This is a genomic window from Phaeobacter sp. LSS9, assembly GCF_003443595.1.
Taxonomy (GTDB): domain Bacteria; phylum Pseudomonadota; class Alphaproteobacteria; order Rhodobacterales; family Rhodobacteraceae; genus Phaeobacter; species Phaeobacter piscinae.
In genome coordinates this window covers 179977-196821 of record NZ_CP031956.1, presented here as the reverse complement: position 1 = coordinate 196821, position 16845 = coordinate 179977, and the positions used below count along the sequence as shown (strand labels likewise).

At 60.9% G+C, this 16845-nt stretch carries 14 protein-coding genes; 6 read left to right on the top strand and 8 right to left on the bottom strand.

Translation table 11 applies throughout. The features are described 5' to 3' along the window. Positions 1-44 precede the first annotated feature (44 nt). From D1820_RS00925 to D1820_RS00910, 4 genes are all read right to left on the bottom strand, one after another. The gene (locus D1820_RS00925) at positions 45-1982 is read right to left on the bottom strand and encodes an acetyl/propionyl/methylcrotonyl-CoA carboxylase subunit alpha (RefSeq protein WP_118067567.1); all 1938 of its coding nucleotides are present in this window, start codon (positions 1980-1982) and stop codon (positions 45-47) included. A 9-nt stretch (positions 1983-1991) separates the two neighbouring features. Next, the gene (locus tag D1820_RS00920) at positions 1992-3596 is read right to left on the bottom strand and encodes a carboxyl transferase domain-containing protein (RefSeq protein ID WP_118067566.1); all 1605 of its coding nucleotides are present in this window, start codon (positions 3594-3596) and stop codon (positions 1992-1994) included. After that, positions 3593-4138: a hypothetical protein gene (locus tag D1820_RS00915; RefSeq protein ID WP_162894044.1), complete on the bottom strand. Its 546-nt coding sequence runs from the start codon at positions 4136-4138 to the stop codon at positions 3593-3595. The genes D1820_RS00920 and D1820_RS00915 overlap by 4 nt, the downstream gene beginning before the upstream one ends. A gap of 143 nt (positions 4139-4281) precedes the next feature. After that, complete coding sequence (locus tag D1820_RS00910; RefSeq protein ID WP_118067564.1) at positions 4282-5832, bottom strand: AMP-binding protein; 1551 nt, start codon at positions 5830-5832, stop codon at positions 4282-4284. A 164-nt stretch (positions 5833-5996) separates the two neighbouring features. Between D1820_RS00910 and D1820_RS00905 the strand changes: the two genes are divergently transcribed. Further along, the gene (locus D1820_RS00905; RefSeq protein WP_040172784.1) at positions 5997-6599 is read left to right on the top strand and encodes an OmpW family protein; all 603 of its coding nucleotides are present in this window, start codon (positions 5997-5999) and stop codon (positions 6597-6599) included. Positions 6600-6744: 145 nt separating this feature from the next. Here D1820_RS00905 and D1820_RS00900 read toward each other — a convergent pair whose 3' ends face one another. Then, on the bottom strand, positions 6745-7905 hold the full coding sequence (locus D1820_RS00900; RefSeq protein WP_096870962.1) for an isovaleryl-CoA dehydrogenase: 1161 nt from the start codon (positions 7903-7905) through the stop codon (positions 6745-6747). 194 nt (positions 7906-8099) lie between these two features. Between D1820_RS00900 and D1820_RS00895 the strand changes: the two genes are divergently transcribed. Then, positions 8100-9167, top strand: coding sequence for a Hint domain-containing protein (locus tag D1820_RS00895; RefSeq protein WP_118067563.1), 1068 nt, complete (start codon positions 8100-8102; stop codon positions 9165-9167). A 50-nt stretch (positions 9168-9217) separates the two neighbouring features. On the opposite strand, the gene D1820_RS00890 is transcribed toward D1820_RS00895, so the two are convergent. Together D1820_RS00890 and D1820_RS00885 are read right to left on the bottom strand one after the other, a co-directional pair. Beyond that, positions 9218-10426, bottom strand: a complete 1209-nt coding sequence (locus D1820_RS00890) for a DegT/DnrJ/EryC1/StrS aminotransferase family protein (protein WP_118069948.1) — start codon at positions 10424-10426, stop codon at positions 9218-9220. A gap of 60 nt (positions 10427-10486) precedes the next feature. After that, a complete protein-coding gene (locus D1820_RS00885) occupies positions 10487-11152 on the bottom strand; it encodes an HAD-IA family hydrolase (RefSeq protein ID WP_096873103.1) in 666 nt (221 codons plus the stop codon). A gap of 132 nt (positions 11153-11284) precedes the next feature. Between D1820_RS00885 and glmU the strand changes: the two genes are divergently transcribed. Genes glmU through D1820_RS00870 form a run of 3 tightly spaced genes read left to right on the top strand, consistent with a single transcriptional unit; the run spans position 11285 to position 15191 of the window. Then, positions 11285-12640 carry a bifunctional UDP-N-acetylglucosamine diphosphorylase/glucosamine-1-phosphate N-acetyltransferase GlmU gene (glmU, locus tag D1820_RS00880; RefSeq protein WP_118067562.1) on the top strand — a complete coding sequence of 452 codons (1356 nt, stop codon included), beginning with the start codon at positions 11285-11287 and terminating at the stop codon, positions 12638-12640. Continuing rightward, on the top strand, positions 12640-14448 hold the full coding sequence (gene glmS, locus D1820_RS00875) for a glutamine--fructose-6-phosphate transaminase (isomerizing) (protein WP_118067561.1): 1809 nt from the start codon (positions 12640-12642) through the stop codon (positions 14446-14448). The genes glmU and glmS overlap by 1 nt, the downstream gene beginning before the upstream one ends. Further along, on the top strand, positions 14445-15191 hold the full coding sequence (locus tag D1820_RS00870; RefSeq protein WP_118067560.1) for a DNA alkylation repair protein: 747 nt from the start codon (positions 14445-14447) through the stop codon (positions 15189-15191). The genes glmS and D1820_RS00870 overlap by 4 nt, the downstream gene beginning before the upstream one ends. A 70-nt stretch (positions 15192-15261) precedes the next feature. On the opposite strand, the gene D1820_RS00865 is transcribed toward D1820_RS00870, so the two are convergent. Next, a complete protein-coding gene (locus tag D1820_RS00865; RefSeq protein ID WP_118067559.1) occupies positions 15262-15735 on the bottom strand; it encodes a hypothetical protein in 474 nt (157 codons plus the stop codon). A gap of 102 nt (positions 15736-15837) precedes the next feature. On the opposite strand from D1820_RS00865, the gene moaA reads away from it, so the two are divergent. Beyond that, complete coding sequence (gene moaA / locus D1820_RS00860) at positions 15838-16845, top strand: GTP 3',8-cyclase MoaA (RefSeq protein ID WP_118067558.1); 1008 nt, start codon at positions 15838-15840, stop codon at positions 16843-16845.

The window sequence follows — 16845 nt, the reverse complement described above, 5'->3', positions numbered from 1 at the left end:
AGACGGGGCAGCACCTCTGTGGCACGGCCCGATCTGATCGCTGTTCAGCTGTCCGCCTCTTCCAGACGGACCAGCGCGGCACCGGCCTCGACCTGATCACCGGCAGAGGCCAAAACCTCGGCCACCACGCCATCGCGCGCCGCTAGGAGAGAGTGTTCCATTTTCATCGCCTCAAGGATAGCCAGTCTGTCACCTTCTTTGACCTCGGCACCCGCCTCCGCAAACACGGCCTTGACCAAACCGGGCATCGGCGCCTCGATAACATTGGTGTCACCACCGGCAGTCCCGGCCCGATCCAGCGGATCAATGGCATCAAAGATACTGCTGATCCGGCCAAACACTGTCAGCCGACCATCCGCTTCAGCCACATTTGGCAGGGGATCTCCGCTGTGCCGCCAGACCGCGCCATCAAAGGTGACCTCATGACTGCTGTCGTCCAGCTGCCAGCGTTGCGTCTGCGGCCCGAGAACCTCAACCGAGATATCAAGACACGCCTCGCCATGGGTGAGTTGTACTGCCCGATGGAGCGGCGCCCAGAGGGTAAACCCGCTGTCCTCACCTGGCTGATGCAGGCCCAACGCCCGCTGGGCGGCAGCAATCCAATGCGCCACAGGAACCTCACCAACTGCCGTCAACGCCTCAAGATCGCGGGCAATCAGGCCGGTGTCGACCTCGCCCCGGCCAAACCCCTCATGAGCAGCAAGTGCCCCCAGAAAGGCAAGGTTGGTGACGGTCCCTGCAACCTCTGTCCGTTCCAGCGCCCGGCGCAGCTTCGAGAGGGCCACCTCACGGGTGGCGCCATGCACGATCACCTTGGAGATCATCGGGTCATACCACGGGCTGATGGTATCGCCTGCCCGCACACCGCTGTCGGCGCGACACTCAGCCGGGAAGGACAGATGCGTCAGCGTGCCGGTTGCTGGCAGGAAGCCCTTCGGTACGTCCTCGGCATACAGCCGTGCCTCAAACGCATGGCCAGTGATCGTGAGGTCGTCTTGCTGGGCAGGCAGGCTCTCGCCGGAGGCAACGCGTAGCTGCCAGTCCACCAGGTCGACGCCGGTGATCAGTTCCGTCACCGGATGCTCCACCTGCAGGCGGGTGTTCATTTCCATGAACCAGAAGCCATCCGTGCGCAGCCCATCGGACCCATCAACGATGAATTCGACAGTACCCGCCCCCTTGTAACCGATGGCCTCAGCCGCACGCACACCCGCCTGCCCCATGGCCTCGCGCATCTCGGCGGTCATGCCGGGTGCGGGCGCCTCTTCGATCACCTTCTGATGGCGACGCTGCAGAGAACAGTCGCGTTCGAACAGATGCACCGCGCGGGTCCCGTCGCCAAAGACCTGCACCTCGATATGGCGGGGTTGCTGGATGTATTTTTCAATCAGCACATCCGGGTTGCCGAAGGCCGTGGTCGCCTCGCCCTGCGCGCTTTTCAGGGCATCGGCAAATTCGGATGGCTGTTCAACCAGCCGCATCCCCTTGCCGCCGCCGCCGGCAACCGCCTTGATCAGCACCGGATAGCCGATCTTCTCCGCCTCACCTGCCAGGAACTGCGCATCCTGATTGGCACCGTGATAGCCCGGCACCACCGGCACGCCGGCCTCTTCCATCAGCGCCTTGGCGGCATCCTTGAGACCCATTTTGCGGATCGCATCCGCAGACGGCCCGATAAAGGTGAGGCCTGCGGCCTCGACCGCGTCCACAAACCCTGGGTTTTCCGACAGGAAGCCATAGCCGGGGTGGATCGCCTGCGCGCCACGTTCCTGCGCCACACGGATGATCACATCCCCCTTGAGATAGCTGTCCGCCGGGGCCGGGCCGCCGATATGCACGGCCTCATCCGCCATCTGCACATGTTTTGCTGCAGCATCAGCGTCGGAATAAACGGCCACGGTCCGCACCCCCATGGCACGGGCGGTTTCCATCACGCGGCAGGCGATTTCGCCGCGGTTTGCAATCAGGATTTTATCAAACATGGGGGATCCTCACATCCGGAAGACGCCGAAGCGCGTGTCTTCAATCGGGGCATTGAGTGCCGCACTTAGGGAGAGCGCCAGCACGTCGCGGGACTTTCGCGGGTCGATGATGCCATCATCCCAAAGCCGCGCGGAGGCATAAAGCGGGTGGCTCTGCTCCTCGAACATATCGATGGTTGGCTGCTTGAAGGAGGCTTCCTCCTCCGTGCTCCAGCTGCCGCCCTGACGTTCGATGGCATCGCGTTTCACCGTTGCCAGCACGCCCGCCGCCTGCTCACCGCCCATCACCGAAATGCGGGAATTCGGCCAGGTCCAGAGGAAGCGCGGGGAATAGGCGCGGCCCGACATGCCGTAGTTGCCCGCGCCAAAAGAGCCGCCGACCAGCATGGTCACCTTCGGTACGTTGGTGGTCGCCACCGCCGTCACCATCTTGGCGCCGTGACGGGCGATGCCTTCGTTTTCGTATTTGCGCCCGACCATGAAGCCGGTGATGTTCTGTAGGAACACCAGCGGGATCTTGCGCTGGCTGCACAGTTCGACGAAATGCGCACCCTTCTGGGCCGCTTCGGAGAACAGCACGCCGTTGTTGGCGATGATGCCGATCGGGCACCCCTTGAGATGGGCAAAACCGGTCACCAGTGTTTCGCCGAAGCGCGGCTTGAACTCGTCGAACCGCGAGCCGTCCACCAAACGCGCAATCACCTCGCGGATGTCATAGGGCGTGCGCAAATCACCCGGCACCACGCCAAGAATTTCCTCAGGGTCATAGGCAGGCTCTTCGGGACTGGCCCAGTTCACCGTCAGCGGCTTGGTGATGTTCAGCGACTGCACCGCGCGCCGCGCCAGCGCCAGGGCATGGGCGTCATCCTCTGCGAGGTAATCAGCGACACCGGAGAGGCGCGTATGCACATCACCGCCGCCCAGCTCCTCGGCGCTGACAACCTCGCCCGTGGCGGCCTTCACCAGCGGGGGACCTGCGAGGAAGATGGTGCCCTGCTCCTTCACGATGATCGTCACATCCGACATGGCGGGCACATAGGCGCCGCCTGCGGTGCAGGAGCCCATGACAACCGCGATCTGCGGGATGCCTTTCGCCGACATCCGGGCCTGATTGTAGAAGATGCGCCCGAAATGGTCGCGGTCGGGAAAGACCTCATCCTGATTGGGCAGGTTGGCACCACCTGAGTCGACCAGATAGATGCAGGGCAGATGGTTCTCCTCGGCAATCTCCTGTGCGCGCAGGTGTTTCTTCACCGTCATCGGGTAGTAGGTACCACCTTTCACGGTGGCGTCGTTGCAGACCACCATAACCTCTTGGCCGTGCACCCGCCCGATACCTGCGATCGCGCCCGCCGCAGGAGCAACCCCATCATACATACCATGCGCTGCAGTGGCACCGATCTCCAGAAACGGAGAGCCGGGGTCCAACAGGTTAGCCACCCGACGGCGCGGCAGCATCTTGCCGCGGCTTTCGTGCCGGGCGCGGGATTTCTCGCCGCCGCCCATGCGCGCGGCCTCTGCCGCCTCGCTGATCTGCGCCAGCGCATCCAGATGCACCGCGCGGTTTTGTTTGAAGCCTTCGGACGAAGGCATCGCCTTGGATGTGAGTTTCATTGCTTGGCCTCCCAAACGATACCAAAAGATTTGTACAGGAAGAAAACGCCCCCGAATAAAACTACTAGATATAGAAATGCCAGAACGTGTGGGGCCCAGAATGTTCTGTTGATCCAGCGGTTTGTATTAGCATGAGCTTTTTCAGCGGTTTCTCTATCCTTTGCATCTCGTTGATGAGAAACCCTGAAAGCTAACCGGATATCAATGCGTTCTATGTCGTAGAACTTTTCCCACGCGCTTTCGTGCAAGGACCAGTTGATGTGGATAATGTAGTTCGCCAGTAGCGCAAGAAGCACAGCCGCTCCGAACAAAAGCCCCGAGTAGAATGCAAACTCCAAATCAACAGTTTTTGAAAGACCAACCATAGTTGGAATGAAGAACACCCCCCCTCCAGCTACCCAGAATGCATTTTTTACAACTAAGTTGCCGTATTCGTAGGCTCGTTGGGAGGCATCAAGGCCGTGGGTCGTGTACCGCCACTTGGCCTCTTGCAAAGCCGCTTTGTAATTTTCCTGCCACGTAGAATTCTCACTCTTAGACATATGCATCTCGCTCTTGCTCCCACCAAATCCTCAAATTCATTGGCAGGCTTTAGTATTCTGATCTCACGCCCACTTTCCCGCCATACGGGAAAAATTTTTCATTTCAGTTGGGGCAGCGTACGCCGGATGTGCAACACCTTGAGTCATTCGGTTTCTTCCGCCGCCCGCGCCTTCAGGTCCTTGCGGATGACCTTGCCGGTCACGGTCATCGGTAACGCATCCAGAAATTCCACCTCGCGGGGATAGGAGTATTGGGCGAGGCGCTGCTTGACGTAGTCTTGTAGATCTTTCTCCGCCGGAGAATGGCCCGGTTTCAGCACCACATAGGCTTTCACTATCTCGGTGCGCAGCGCGTCGGGTTTGCCGACAACCCCCACCGTCGCCACTGCCGGGTGGGTCATCAGGCAGTCTTCGATCTCGGCCGGGCCGATGCGATAGCCGGCGGAGGTGATGACGTCATCCTCACGCCCGACAAAGCGCAGATAGTCCCCCTCCCAGATGCCGCGATCTCCCGTTACCAGCCAGTCGTCGCGAAATTTCTCCGCCGTCGCGTCAGGGCGGTTCCAATATTCCAGCATCATCGAGGCAGCGCCCCGGCGCACGGCGACATCGCCTTCACCTTTGGTGGGGATGCCGTCGGTGTCTATCACCTCAACCACACATCCCGGAACCGGCTTGCCGATACAGCCCGGCCGCACCGGAAAATCAGCGGCACAGGAGGACACCGTCATGTTGCATTCAGTCTGGCCGTAGAATTCATTGATGGTCACGCCCAGATGACGCTGGCCCCAGGCGAGCATCTCTGCGCCCAGGGGCTCTCCTCCGGATGCCACGGAGCGCAGACCGTCGAGCCCCTGCCCCACCGCCTTCAGCAGGCGCAACGCAGTGGGCGGGAAAAACACATTGCGCACATCGCCCTGACGAATGATCTCGGCGCAGGCCTCCGGCGTAAATTTGTCCAGCCGGGCGGCGACAACCGGCACGCCCAGCGCCAGACCCGGCATCAGCACATCGAAGAGGCCGCCGATCCACGCCCAATCCGCAGGGGTCCAAAGGCAATCGCCCGGCTGTCCCAGATGATCATGACTGATGGCCACGCCCGGCAAATGACCAGAGAGCACCCGGTGGCCATGTAGCGCGCCCTTGGCGCTGCCAGTGGTGCCAGACGTGTAGATGAGCACGGCCGGGGTCTCTGGCGTGGTTTCCGCATAAGGCAGGAGATGCCCGCCGTGATCTGCGCTTGCCGATAGGATATCCGTCACCAGCAGCGGCTGCGCCAGCACGCCCAGCTGCGCCGCGCCAGCGCCATCCGTCAGCACCAGCTCAAGCCCCGCATCGCCAATACGCGAGGCCAGCGCATCGTGCTGGAACAGCTTGAACAACGGCACGGAAATGGCGCCGATTTTCCAGATCGCGAGATGTGCCACGGCGCAATCGACAGATTGGCTGAGCAACACACCGACACGGTCACCGGGCTGCACCCGCCGCATCAGATCGCGCGCCATCACATCGACCATGTGCCGCAACTCACCGTAGCGGACATCGCGCCGCGCCCCGGTGGTGAGATCAATGAGGGCGACCTGCTCGTCCGGATGATCCAGCGCCTGCGCCGCCATGTTCAGACAGGCGGGAAACTGCCAGCCACCGTCGGCGCGCAATCCCGGGTACGATGTATGTCCAGACATGCCGCTCATCCCAAGCCCTTCGCAGAACGCATAACTGATATGCGGTTTTTCCCTGCATTCCCAAAGGGAAAGCACGCCGCTTCTTGATCCAGATCAGTGTTCTGTCGCTGCCTGAGGCGCATACGTTCTTTGCAAACAAACGACCCGATCACGATAGAAGAGGGATAGTCCCAATGACCCGTATGGTTTCTGCCCTGGCTCTTAGCGCTGCACTGGCAGCTCTGGCCGGCCCCGCCCTTGCCCAGTCCCAAGGGGATTGGACCCTTGGCGTCGGTATCGCCAACGTCAATCCAAAGTCCGACAACGGCACCGTTGCGGGCGCGGCTGCGACGATTGACGACGATACTGCACTCACCTTCACTGCGGAGTATTTCATCCGCGACAACATCGGTATCGAACTTCTGGCCGCCAGCCCGTTCGAACATGATATCTCCTTGAACGGCGCCTACACCGCGACCACCAAGCATCTGCCGCCGACCCTGTCGGTCAACTATCACTTTCCGACACAAACCCAGTTCAAACCCTTTGTCGGCATCGGCATCAACTACACCACCTTTTTTGAGGAAAGCTCCCCCGCGGGCGTGATCTCGCTTGATGACAGTGTCGGGCTGGCGCTGAACCTTGGTGCGGACTGGCAGATCTCTGACCGCGGCGCACTGCGGGTGAACGTCCGCTATATGGACATCGAAACCGATGTGACCCTCAACGGCGCCAAAATCGGCACCGCCGAAATCGATCCGGTCACAGTGGGCTTTGGCTACGTTCACCGCTTTTGATCCTTTTGACGAGTAACAGACTGAGACGAGTGCTTCAGGGAGGGGCGGCGTGCCGAATGGCGCGCCGCTTTCTCGTTTTGCGGATAAGAAACCGCGCAGTATAAGCGCGAACTGTCCTACCGACCGCCCTAAGGCCCAAGCGTGGTTACATCTGGCCCATCAATTCGCGGCCAATCAGCATGCGGCGAATTTCCGACGTGCCCGCACCGATCTCCATCAGCTTGGCATCGCGGAAAATCCGGCCAACCGGGTTGTCAGAGAGATAGCCCGCACCACCAAAAGCCTGCACCGCCTGATGCGCCTGGGTCATCGCGACCTCGGACGCATAAAGGCAGCAGGCTGCCGCATCCTGACGGGTTACGGTGCCCTTGTCGCAGGCCTTCGCAACCTCATAAACATAGGAACGGGCCGTGTTCATCGCAGTGTACATATCCGCGATTTTGCCCTGCATCAGTTGAAAGTTCCCGATGGGCTGGCCGAACTGCTTACGCTCTTTCATGTAAGGCATCATCTCATCCATGCAGGCCGCCATGATACCGGTGCCGATCCCGGCCAGCACCACGCGCTCATAGTCTAGACCGGACATAAGGACACGCACGCCCTTGCCCTCTTCGCCCAGCACGTTGTCAAAGGGGACTTCCACATCTTCGAAAACCAGCTCGGCGGTGTTGGAGCCACGCATTCCCAGCTTGTCGAAATGCTGCGAGGTGGAGAAGCCTTTCATCTCTTTCTCGATCAGAAAGGCCGTGATCCCTTTTGACCCGGCATCCGGATCTGTCTTGGCGTAGACCACCAGCGTGTCAGCGTCAGGACCGTTGGTGATCCAGTATTTATTGCCATTGAGGCGGTAGTGGTCATTGCGCTTTTCCGCGCGCAACGACATCGAGACGACGTCCGAGCCAGCGCCCGCCTCGGACATGGCCAGCGCGCCAACATGCTCACCAGACACCAGGCGCGGCAGGTATTTGGCTTTCTGCTCGGCATTTCCGTTCAGCTTGATCTGATTGACGCAGAGATTCGAATGCGCGCCATAGGAAAGCGAGACCGACGCACTGGCCCGCGCGATCTCCTCAACCGCAACAGTATGGGCCAGGTAGGACATGCCAGCGCCACCGAACTCCTCGGGCACAGTGATGCCGAGAAGACCCAGCTCCCCCATCTCCTGCCAGAGTTCTGCCGGAAATTCGTTTTTCTGATCAATCTCCTGCGCCATCGGGCGGACGCGCTCTTGCGCCCAGCGGTGCACCATGTCGCGCAGGGCGTTCACGTCTTCGCCCAGATCAAAAGTCATGCTTGCGTTGAACATCGTTTTCTCCTGAACCAGTCAGTTATTGAACAGTTGTTCATTAATTGCCACATCCCTCCCCCTCAGTCAATAACGCGTCACGTTGATGCCAGAAATATTCACCCATCCGCCCGCGCACCGCTGGCCGTCGCCACACTGACGCCTTAGTCTGCCATTAGGAAAAAGTTTACCGAAGCACATAGAGATCCGGCCAGATGCAGAACTTGATCATAAATGGAACCTTCGACAGCGGATCTGCCAATTGGGGCGGCACCGATCTTGAGACCAGCTACACCGAGAACGCCTATCTCGGGAACGGCTCGTCCAATCGCGTTGCCGAGATGGACGGACAATCCGGCCAGACCACGGTCATGGAGCAATCTTTCACCGTCAACAATCCAATCCAGACCGCGCTGACACTGGATGCCGCCCTACGCACAGCATCGTTGAACCAGGCCGGAACCGAAGGGTTCACCGTTGAAATTCTGGACGCGGGCGGGGCCGTTATCGCGTCGATGTCGGTACTGCCAACCACCAACAGCTTCACCCAGGCCAGTCTGAATGTGGATTTCCCCATTGCAGGCCAATACACCCTGCGCCTGACAGAACTGGGCAGCGACAACAGCCTGGGCGCCATCGTCGACAATATTTCGCTGATGGTCTGCTTCTGCAATGGCACGCTGATCGAAACGGCTGAGGGCCCCCGCGCAATAGAGACATTGACGCCCGGGACTGTCATCCTGACCGAAAATGGACCACGGCCGTTGCGCTGGATCGGCAAGCGCAGCGTGTCGCCAGCACAGATGGCAGACAACGCCAAGCTCTGCCCTGTTCGGATCGAAGCAGGCGCGCTTGGCCCCGGACTGCCAAGTCAGCCGCTACAGGTCTCACGCCAGCATCGCATGCTGATCCGCTCGCGCGTGGCGCAGCGCATGTTTGGTCAATTTGAAGTGCTGATCCCAGCAATTCGCCTGACCGCCCTGCCCGGCATCTACATCAACGAAGACAGCGCGGCTGTAACCTACTACCACATGCTGTTCGACAACCATGAGATCGTAGTTGCCAATGGCGCGCCGAGTGAAAGTCTGCTGGTGACCGAACAATCGCTCGCCGCCTTGTCGCCTGCCGCACGAGAAGAGCTGACACTGCTTTTCCCCGATCTGATCTGCGGCACAAAGCATGGCGGCACCGCAAGCGCCAGACCCATCCCGCCGCATGCCAGACAAAAGCGGCTTGTCGCGCGGATCAGCAAGAACAATCGCGCCGCTCTGGATGCCATCTGAGCGGCAACTCTACACCGCCGGACCAACCCAAATCTGTCTGTGTTGGACCCTTAGTTAGGGCCTGCCTGGAACACCGCCGCCGCCTCCGCGCGGATGATGCGGGCAATCTGCGCGCAGTCCTCCAGCGAGAATGTCAGCGGAACACGCATATCTATAACCCCGTGCAGAACCCGGTCACTTGCGGGCATCTCTGGTGCCTCCGCATAGCGCCAGCTGTCATAGCGAGAGGTAAAGGCCACGGGTTCCGGCGCGCCAAACCACTTGAGTTCAACCCCCCGCGCGGCACAACGGTTGAGCACCTCGGTAATCTTCTGAGCAGACCAATCGAGCAGCAGAAACTGGATGGAAGAGCCGACATAAAGTTCCTCGGTCGGGCGTTCGACCACCTTCAGACCCGGGGTGTCGCGCAGACCAGCCTCGATCTGCTGATATCTGTCGTTCCAGCGCTGCACCTGCTGATCAAGATCCCGCAGCTGCGGGCGTAGTATGGCCGCACGCAGATTGTCCATCCGCCCGGAGATATTGGGGGTTTCGTATTTTATCCGCTCAAACACCTCTGGTCCCGGAGCTGCGCGATGCCGCTCATAAAGCATATACGACCCAGACAACATGATCGCGCGTGCGGCGATGTCCGGGTCCGAGGTCACCAGCAGACCACCCTCGCCTGAGTTCACATGCTTATACGTCTGGCAGGAATAGCAGCCAACCGCACCGTGACGTCCAGACAATACCCCGTTCCAGCGCGCCCCCATGGTGTGGGCGCAATCCTCAATCACGGTGACACCCGAAGCGTCGCAGATCGCCATCAACCGGTCCATATCACACAGATGCCCGCGCATATGCGACAGCATCAGGACGCGCGGGTGCCCGTCGACCGAAAGCTGCCGCTCCAGATCCTCCAGATCCAGCGTCAGCGCCTCAGTGACGCCGACATAGACCGGATCTGCGCCCACAGCCGCAATTGACCCCGGCACCGGCGCGAGGGTGAAGGCGTTGGTGAGGACCTTGTCGCCCGGCTTCACCCCGACCGCACGCAGCGCCGTCGCCAGCGCATAGCCACCGGAGGCCACCGCAAGCGCATAAGGCGCGCCCATCTGTGCTGCGAATTCCTCTTCCAGTAGGGTTACTTCCCCTCCCTCGCCTTCAACCACGTTGTAGCGATGCAAACGCCCGTGCCGCATCACCTCGACGGCGGCGGCAATGGCCTCTTCCGGGATGGGTTCCTGCTGGGTAAAACTGCCGCTGAAAATCTCTGTCATACTGCGTTTGTCTGCGCCCGACTGCCCAAGGTCAAGCCCGGCCAGTGGCATATATTGCGACTAGAGCGGCAGCAGACGCGCGGCCAGTGCGGGCAGATCCTCAAACCGCTGCAACAGCGCTTCCGGGCGCAGCGCCTCAAGGTCGCCGCCAGACGGACCAAAGGTGACCAGCACCGAGGCAACACCCGCAGCAGCGGAGGTCTTGCGGTCCGTATCGGTATCACCAATCAGGATGGTCCGCTCCGGGTCCCCACCTGCCCGGCGCGCGGCCTCGCGCAGGGGTTCGGGATCAGGTTTGCGCACAGGTAGGGTATCCGCCCCAACCAGCGAGTGAAACGCATCCCGCACGCCCAGGCTGCGGGTCAGCTTCTCTGCCAGCGCCTCAGGCTTATTGGTGCAAATCCCAACGCGAAACCCGTCCGCCTTTAATTGCTCAACCGCCGCCATGGCACCGGGATACATCACGGTATGGTGGTCGATCGCATCGCGGTAGTGCTCCAACAGCAACGGGTAATATTCTTCAACGGTTTCTTCGTGATAGTGATCAACCCGCTTCAGTCCGGTCGTCAGCATGCTCTTGCCGCCACGCAGGGCTACGCCTGCATCCCGCGGCAAGGAAAGCAGATCCCCCAGCCCCATCTGACGAAAGCAGGCGTTGGCGGCGGCCAGCAGATCGCCAGATGTATCCGCCAAAGTGCCGTCAAGATCGAAGATAACCGTTCGCATATCTGCCCCCTCTCGGCGCGTTTTCGCCACCGCTTGTTGCAACCCGCAACCTTGTTTGATGGCGCTTTGCCTTGCGCGCCTGCTGTTAGCGGATAAAACGGGGGCGCTGAAAAGACAAAGAGAAAACACCACATGAGCACCGCCCTCGTCATTCTGGCCGCAGGCAAAGGCACCCGGATGAACTCCGACCTGCCCAAGGTTTTGCATCCCATTGCCCACGCCCCGATGCTGGAACACGCGCTGTCCGCAGGGCGCGCGCTGACCCCGGAACGCACAATTGTTGTGGCCGGCCACGGGGCCGATTATTTGCGCGCCGTGATGGCCGACATCGACGAAGACGCTGATATTGTTGTTCAGGAAGAACAGCTTGGAACGGCCCATGCGGTTGCGCAAACCCGTGGCGCCTTGTCCGATTTCGAGGGCGATATCGTCGTGCTTTATGGCGACACACCCTTTGTCAGCGCTGAGACATTGCAGCGGATGCTGGCCGCAAGACAGAACGCCGATCTGGTGGTGCTTGGCTTCACCGCGGCTGATCCCGCGCGCTATGGCCGGTTGGTCATGGATGGCGACAGCCTTGAGCGGATTGTTGAATATAAAGACGCAACCGAGGCGGAGCGGGCGATTGATTTCTGCAACTCAGGCCTGATGGCGGGCAATGCGGCGCAGATGTTTGCGCTGATTGACCGGGTTGATAGCGCCAATGCCTCGGGTGAATATTATCTCACCGATCTGGTCGAACTGGCACGCGCCGATGGGCTGCGGGTCACAGCCGTGTCCTGTGATGAGGTTGAGACTCTTGGCATCAACTCCCGCGCTGATCTGGCCCGTGCGGATCGCGTGTTCCAGCAGCGTAAACGCGCCGATCTGATGGCAGATGGTGTCACGCTGATGGACCCTGAGACCGTCTATCTGGCCTTTGACACTGTCATCGGTCGCGACACGATCATCGAACCCAATGTCGTGTTTGGCCCTGAGGTCACGGTGGAAAGCGGTGTATTTATCCGATCATTCTCCCACTTTGAGGGCTGCCACATCTCGCGCGGCTCCAAGGTTGGCCCCTACGCCCGCCTGCGTCCCGGTGCGGAACTGGCCGAGAACACCCACATCGGCAATTTCGTTGAAATCAAAAACGCCGAGATCGCCGAAGGCGCCAAGGTCAATCACCTGAGCTATATCGGCGATGCCAGCGTGGGCGCGGCGACCAACATCGGTGCGGGCACCATTACCTGTAACTACGACGGCGTGATGAAGCATCGCACCGAAATCGGCGCAGGTGCCTTTATCGGCTCCAATACCATGCTGGTCGCCCCGGTGCGCATTGGCAATGAAGCCATGACCGCAACCGGCGCGGTCATCACCAAATCGGTTGAAGACGGCGCGCTGGCGATTGCCCGTGCTGAGCAACAAAACAAACCGGGCCGCGCGCGTAAGCTGATGGACATGCTGCGCGCAAAGAAGGCCCGCCTGAGCAAAGGAGCCGACTAATGTGTGGCATCGTCGGCGTTCTTGGCAATCACGAAGCAGCCCCCATTCTGGTCGAGGCGCTGAAGCGGCTTGAATATCGCGGCTATGACAGCGCGGGCATCGCCACTGTCAACGGTGGCGCGCTGGACCGCCGCCGCGCTGTGGGAAAACTGGTGAACCTCTCCGATCTACTGGTGCATGATCCGCTGCCCGGCAAATCCGGGATCGGTCACACCCGTTGGGCCACCCACGGTGCCCCAACTGTTGGCAATGCCCATCCGCACCGGGCCGGTGGCGTCGCGGTTGTCCACAATGGCATCATCGAGAATTTCAAGGATCTGCGCGGCGCGTTGGCTCAGAAAGGCATCACCTTTCAAACCGAGACCGACACCGAAACCGTGGCTCTGCTCTGCGAATTCCTGATCCGTGAGGGGCACGCGCCCATTGAGGCCGCGCGTGAAACCGTCGCGCGGCTGGAGGGGGCCTTTGCGCTGGCTTTCCTCTTTGAGGGCGAAGAGGATCTGATGATCGCCACCCGCAAGGGATCGCCCCTGGCAATCGGCCATGGTGACGGCGAAATGTTTGTCGGCTCCGACGCCATCGCGCTGGCGCCCTTCACCGATCAGATCACCTATCTGGAAGAAGGCGACTTTGCCGTCCTGACGCGCAACAGCCTGGAGATCCGGGACCAGCGCGGCGCCATTGCCAACCGCGAGAAACGCCAGATCCAGCTCGTAAATGCCCGCGTCGACAAAGACGGGCACAAGCACTTCATGGCCAAGGAAATCGCCGAACAGCCGGTGGCCATTGACCGCGCCCTGAAGGCCTATCTCGGCGACAACGGGCAGCTGGCGCTACCTGAGGAACTGGATTTCACGAAGATCGAGCGACTGACCATGGTGGCCTGCGGCACCGCGTTTTATGCCTGCATGGTTGCGAAATACTGGTTTGAGCAAATCGCCCGGATGCCGGTTGAGGTCGATGTCGCCTCCGAATTCCGCTACCGTGAGCCGCCGGTGTCGGACAAGACGCTGGCGCTGTTTGTCTCGCAGTCGGGCGAGACCGCCGACACGCTGGCGGCGCTGCGTTACATGGACGGCAAGGCACAGCAGATCGTCGGGCTGGTCAATGTTCCCGAAAGCTCCATCGCACGCGAAAGCGATGTGGTGCTGCCGCTGCACGCGGGCCCTGAGATTTCCGTCGCCTCGACAAAGGCCTTCACCTGCCAGCTGTCTATTCTGCTGCTGCTGGCCCTGCGCGCGGCTGAGCAGCGCGGTCTGCCACTGCCGGATGGCATGCCTGCCGATCTGCGCGCCCTGCCCGGATTGATTCACCAATCACTGGCAGGAGAGAAGCAAATCACCGCCTCAGCCCGTGGGTTGGCCAAGGCGCAGGACATCATCTTCCTCGGACGCGGGCAGCTTTACCCGTTGGCTTTGGAAGGCGCGCTAAAGCTGAAAGAGCTGAGCTATATTCATGCAGAAGGCTATGCCAGCGGCGAGCTGAAGCACGGGCCTATCGCCCTCATCGACGAAAAGGTGCCGGTGGTAGTCCTCGCCCCCCGTGATGCGCTGTTCGACAAGACCGTCTCCAACATGCAGGAGGTGATGGCGCGCGGCGGCAAGGTGATCCTTGTGACGGATGCGGAAGGGGCTAAAATCGCGGGCGATGGCACCCATGAGGTGATCGTAATGCCGCAAGTCCCCGACACGCTGGCGCCGATCCTCTATGCGGTACCTGCGCAGCAGATCGCCTATTACACCGCCATCGCCAAGGGCACGGATGTCGACCAGCCGCGCAACCTTGCCAAATCGGTAACCGTGGAATGAACATGCTGACGATTGAAGTGGCATTGGCCGCGCTGGAGGCTGCTGCAGAGCCTGCGCGCGCGACCCAGATGGCGGGCTATCACAAGCAAAAACGCCGGGTGCTAGGCATACCGAACCCGGTGATCAACAGCCTCAGCCAGGAGTGGCGCAAGACGCTCAGCGCGCAAGATGACGGCCTTACCGCCCGCTGCAAGCTGGCACAGGAGCTTTGGGCCAGCAATGTGTTCGAAGCCCGGATTGCCGCGGGCAAGCTGCTCACCCAAGCCCGGATCAAGGAGGACGCGCCGGTCTGGGATCTGTTGCAAAGCTGGGTGCCGGATTTTGACAGCTGGGCCATTGCCGACCACGCCGCCTCAGCCATTCAGAAACGGCTTCAGGCGCAGCCCGAGCGGCTGGACACAGTTGAGGGCTGGACGTCCAGCGTCCACATGTGGACCCGCCGCGCCGCATTGGTTTCAACCCTGCCCTGGGCAAAACTGCCCAACCCAAAACCTGAAGAGCTGGCCGCGCGTGAACGGATCCTAGGCTGGGCTGCACGCTACGTGCCCGATCGCAACTGGTTCATTCAGAAAGCCATCGCCTGGTGGCTGCGCGATCTCAGCAAACATGATGCCGACCGCAGCCGCGCGTTTTTGGCCGAACATGGCGCGGCGATGAAACCCTTTGCCCGGAAAGAAGCGGCCAAATATCTAGGGCCCGCTGGTGAACCCACCGCAGATACAACCACCAGCGACAACGCATAGTCCGATACCCTAAGAAAAGGCGCTAGGGAGACATCCCTCGCGCCCTTTTTCATCGCTTCAGGATGTCAGATCACCCCGCTGGCAACACCTGCACCTCGACCAGCTCGGTCAATGGCAGCCCCAGTGCGCGCATCGCATCAATGGACAAGCGGCTTCCGGCTCCGGTATCGCCGCCGATGGGCCGCAGGGTCAGCGTGACCTCGGTGCCGCGCGGCGAACGCACGCGGGCTGTCTGTGGGCTATCGACCAGCGGCGTCTCCATCCACAGGCCCGATTGCGAGGGGTCGCCCAAGCTGGCGACGGTCGACGCGCGCCCGGTGTAGCCTGCGGTCACACCGGAAGAGGCGCTCTGCCTTTCTGCCGCATCCAAGGGTGCCTGTTCGACACCCGGGGCCAGCGGTACGGTATTGGCGGCAGTATCGGCGGCCGACTCCCCGGCCGTGCCAGCGGACGTCCGCCCACCCAGAATCGAGGAATTCCACTGCAACGGGCCACAGGCCCCAAGCAGCACGACAGAAGACAGGATCAAAACAGAATAACGCATAGCGCGACACTAGCTCTCACCTCACGGCTTTGCCAGCGGCAATCCCCGTTTCGGCCAAACTCAGCCCTTGCCGCAAGCCCGCCCCCGCTTTACCTAAGAGGGATGACTGCTCCGCTTATCGATCCCTTCGCCCGCGCCATCACGTATCTGCGTGTCTCGGTCACTGACCGCTGCGATTTTCGCTGCGTTTACTGCATGTCCGAGAACATGACCTTCCTGCCGAAGAAAGAGCTGCTAACGCTGGAGGAACTGGACCGGATGTGCTCGACCTTCGTCAATCTGGGTGTTGAGAAGCTGCGCATCACCGGGGGCGAACCGCTGGTGCGTCGGGGCATTATGACCTTTTTCCGCTCCATGACACGCCATCTCGAAAGTGGCGCGCTGAAGGAGCTGACGCTGACCACCAATGGGTCTCAGCTGGAGAAATACGCGCAGGCCCTCTACGACGCGGGTGTGCGCCGCGTGAATGTTTCGCTTGATACCATTGATGAGGGCAAATTTGCCGAGATTACCCGCTGGGGCCGCCTGCCGCAGGTGCTGCGCGGCATTGACGCCGCACAGAAGGCTGGGCTGAGGATCAAGATCAATGCGGTCGCTCTCAAGGGCTTCAACGAAGACGAGCTGCCCGCCATCACCCGCTGGTGCGCGGAGCGTGATATGGACCTCACCTGGATCGAGGTCATGCCAATGGGCGATATCGGCAACGAAAACCGACTGGGTCAGTACTGGTCGCTGAAAGACGTGCGTCGCGCTTACGACGATCACTACAGCGTCACCGATCTGGCGGAGCGCACAGGCGGGCCGGCGCGCTATGTGCGGTTGGAAGAAACCGGTCAGAAAATCGGCTTCATCACGCCGCTGTCGCATAATTTCTGTGAAAGCTGCAACCGCGTGCGGCTGACCTGCACAGGGGAGCTGTACATGTGTCTGGGTCAGGAAGACATGGCAGACCTGCGTGCCCCGCTGCGCGATCATCCTGAGAATGATCAGGCGCTGGAAGATGCGATCCGTGCCGCGATCACCCTGAAACCCAAAGGCCATGACTTTGACTATTCGCGGCAGAAGCTCGACGGGCAAATGCCCCGCCACATGAGCCATACCGGCGGCTGA

What these genes read in the sequence shown, in the direction of transcription:
- D1820_RS00925 (WP_118067567.1), bottom strand. Translation starts at nt 1,982, where the DNA reads ATGTTTGATAAAATCCTGATTGCAAACCGCGGCGAAATCGCCTGCCGC.
- D1820_RS00920 (WP_118067566.1), bottom strand. Translation starts at nt 3,596, where the DNA reads ATGAAACTCACATCCAAGGCGATGCCTTCGTCCGAAGGCTTCAAACAA.
- D1820_RS00915 (WP_162894044.1), bottom strand. Translation starts at nt 4,138, where the DNA reads ATGTCTAAGAGTGAGAATTCTACGTGGCAGGAAAATTACAAAGCGGCT.
- D1820_RS00910 (WP_118067564.1), bottom strand. Translation starts at nt 5,832, where the DNA reads ATGAGCGGCATGTCTGGACATACATCGTACCCGGGATTGCGCGCCGAC.
- D1820_RS00905 (WP_040172784.1), top strand. Translation starts at nt 5,997, where the DNA reads ATGACCCGTATGGTTTCTGCCCTGGCTCTTAGCGCTGCACTGGCAGCT.
- D1820_RS00900 (WP_096870962.1), bottom strand. Translation starts at nt 7,905, where the DNA reads ATGTTCAACGCAAGCATGACTTTTGATCTGGGCGAAGACGTGAACGCC.
- D1820_RS00895 (WP_118067563.1), top strand. Translation starts at nt 8,100, where the DNA reads ATGCAGAACTTGATCATAAATGGAACCTTCGACAGCGGATCTGCCAAT.
- D1820_RS00890 (WP_118069948.1), bottom strand. Translation starts at nt 10,426, where the DNA reads ATGACAGAGATTTTCAGCGGCAGTTTTACCCAGCAGGAACCCATCCCG.
- D1820_RS00885 (WP_096873103.1), bottom strand. Translation starts at nt 11,152, where the DNA reads ATGCGAACGGTTATCTTCGATCTTGACGGCACTTTGGCGGATACATCT.
- glmU (WP_118067562.1), top strand. Translation starts at nt 11,285, where the DNA reads ATGAGCACCGCCCTCGTCATTCTGGCCGCAGGCAAAGGCACCCGGATG.
- glmS (WP_118067561.1), top strand. Translation starts at nt 12,640, where the DNA reads ATGTGTGGCATCGTCGGCGTTCTTGGCAATCACGAAGCAGCCCCCATT.
- D1820_RS00870 (WP_118067560.1), top strand. Translation starts at nt 14,445, where the DNA reads ATGAACATGCTGACGATTGAAGTGGCATTGGCCGCGCTGGAGGCTGCT.
- D1820_RS00865 (WP_118067559.1), bottom strand. Translation starts at nt 15,735, where the DNA reads ATGCGTTATTCTGTTTTGATCCTGTCTTCTGTCGTGCTGCTTGGGGCC.
- moaA (WP_118067558.1), top strand. Translation starts at nt 15,838, where the DNA reads ATGACTGCTCCGCTTATCGATCCCTTCGCCCGCGCCATCACGTATCTG.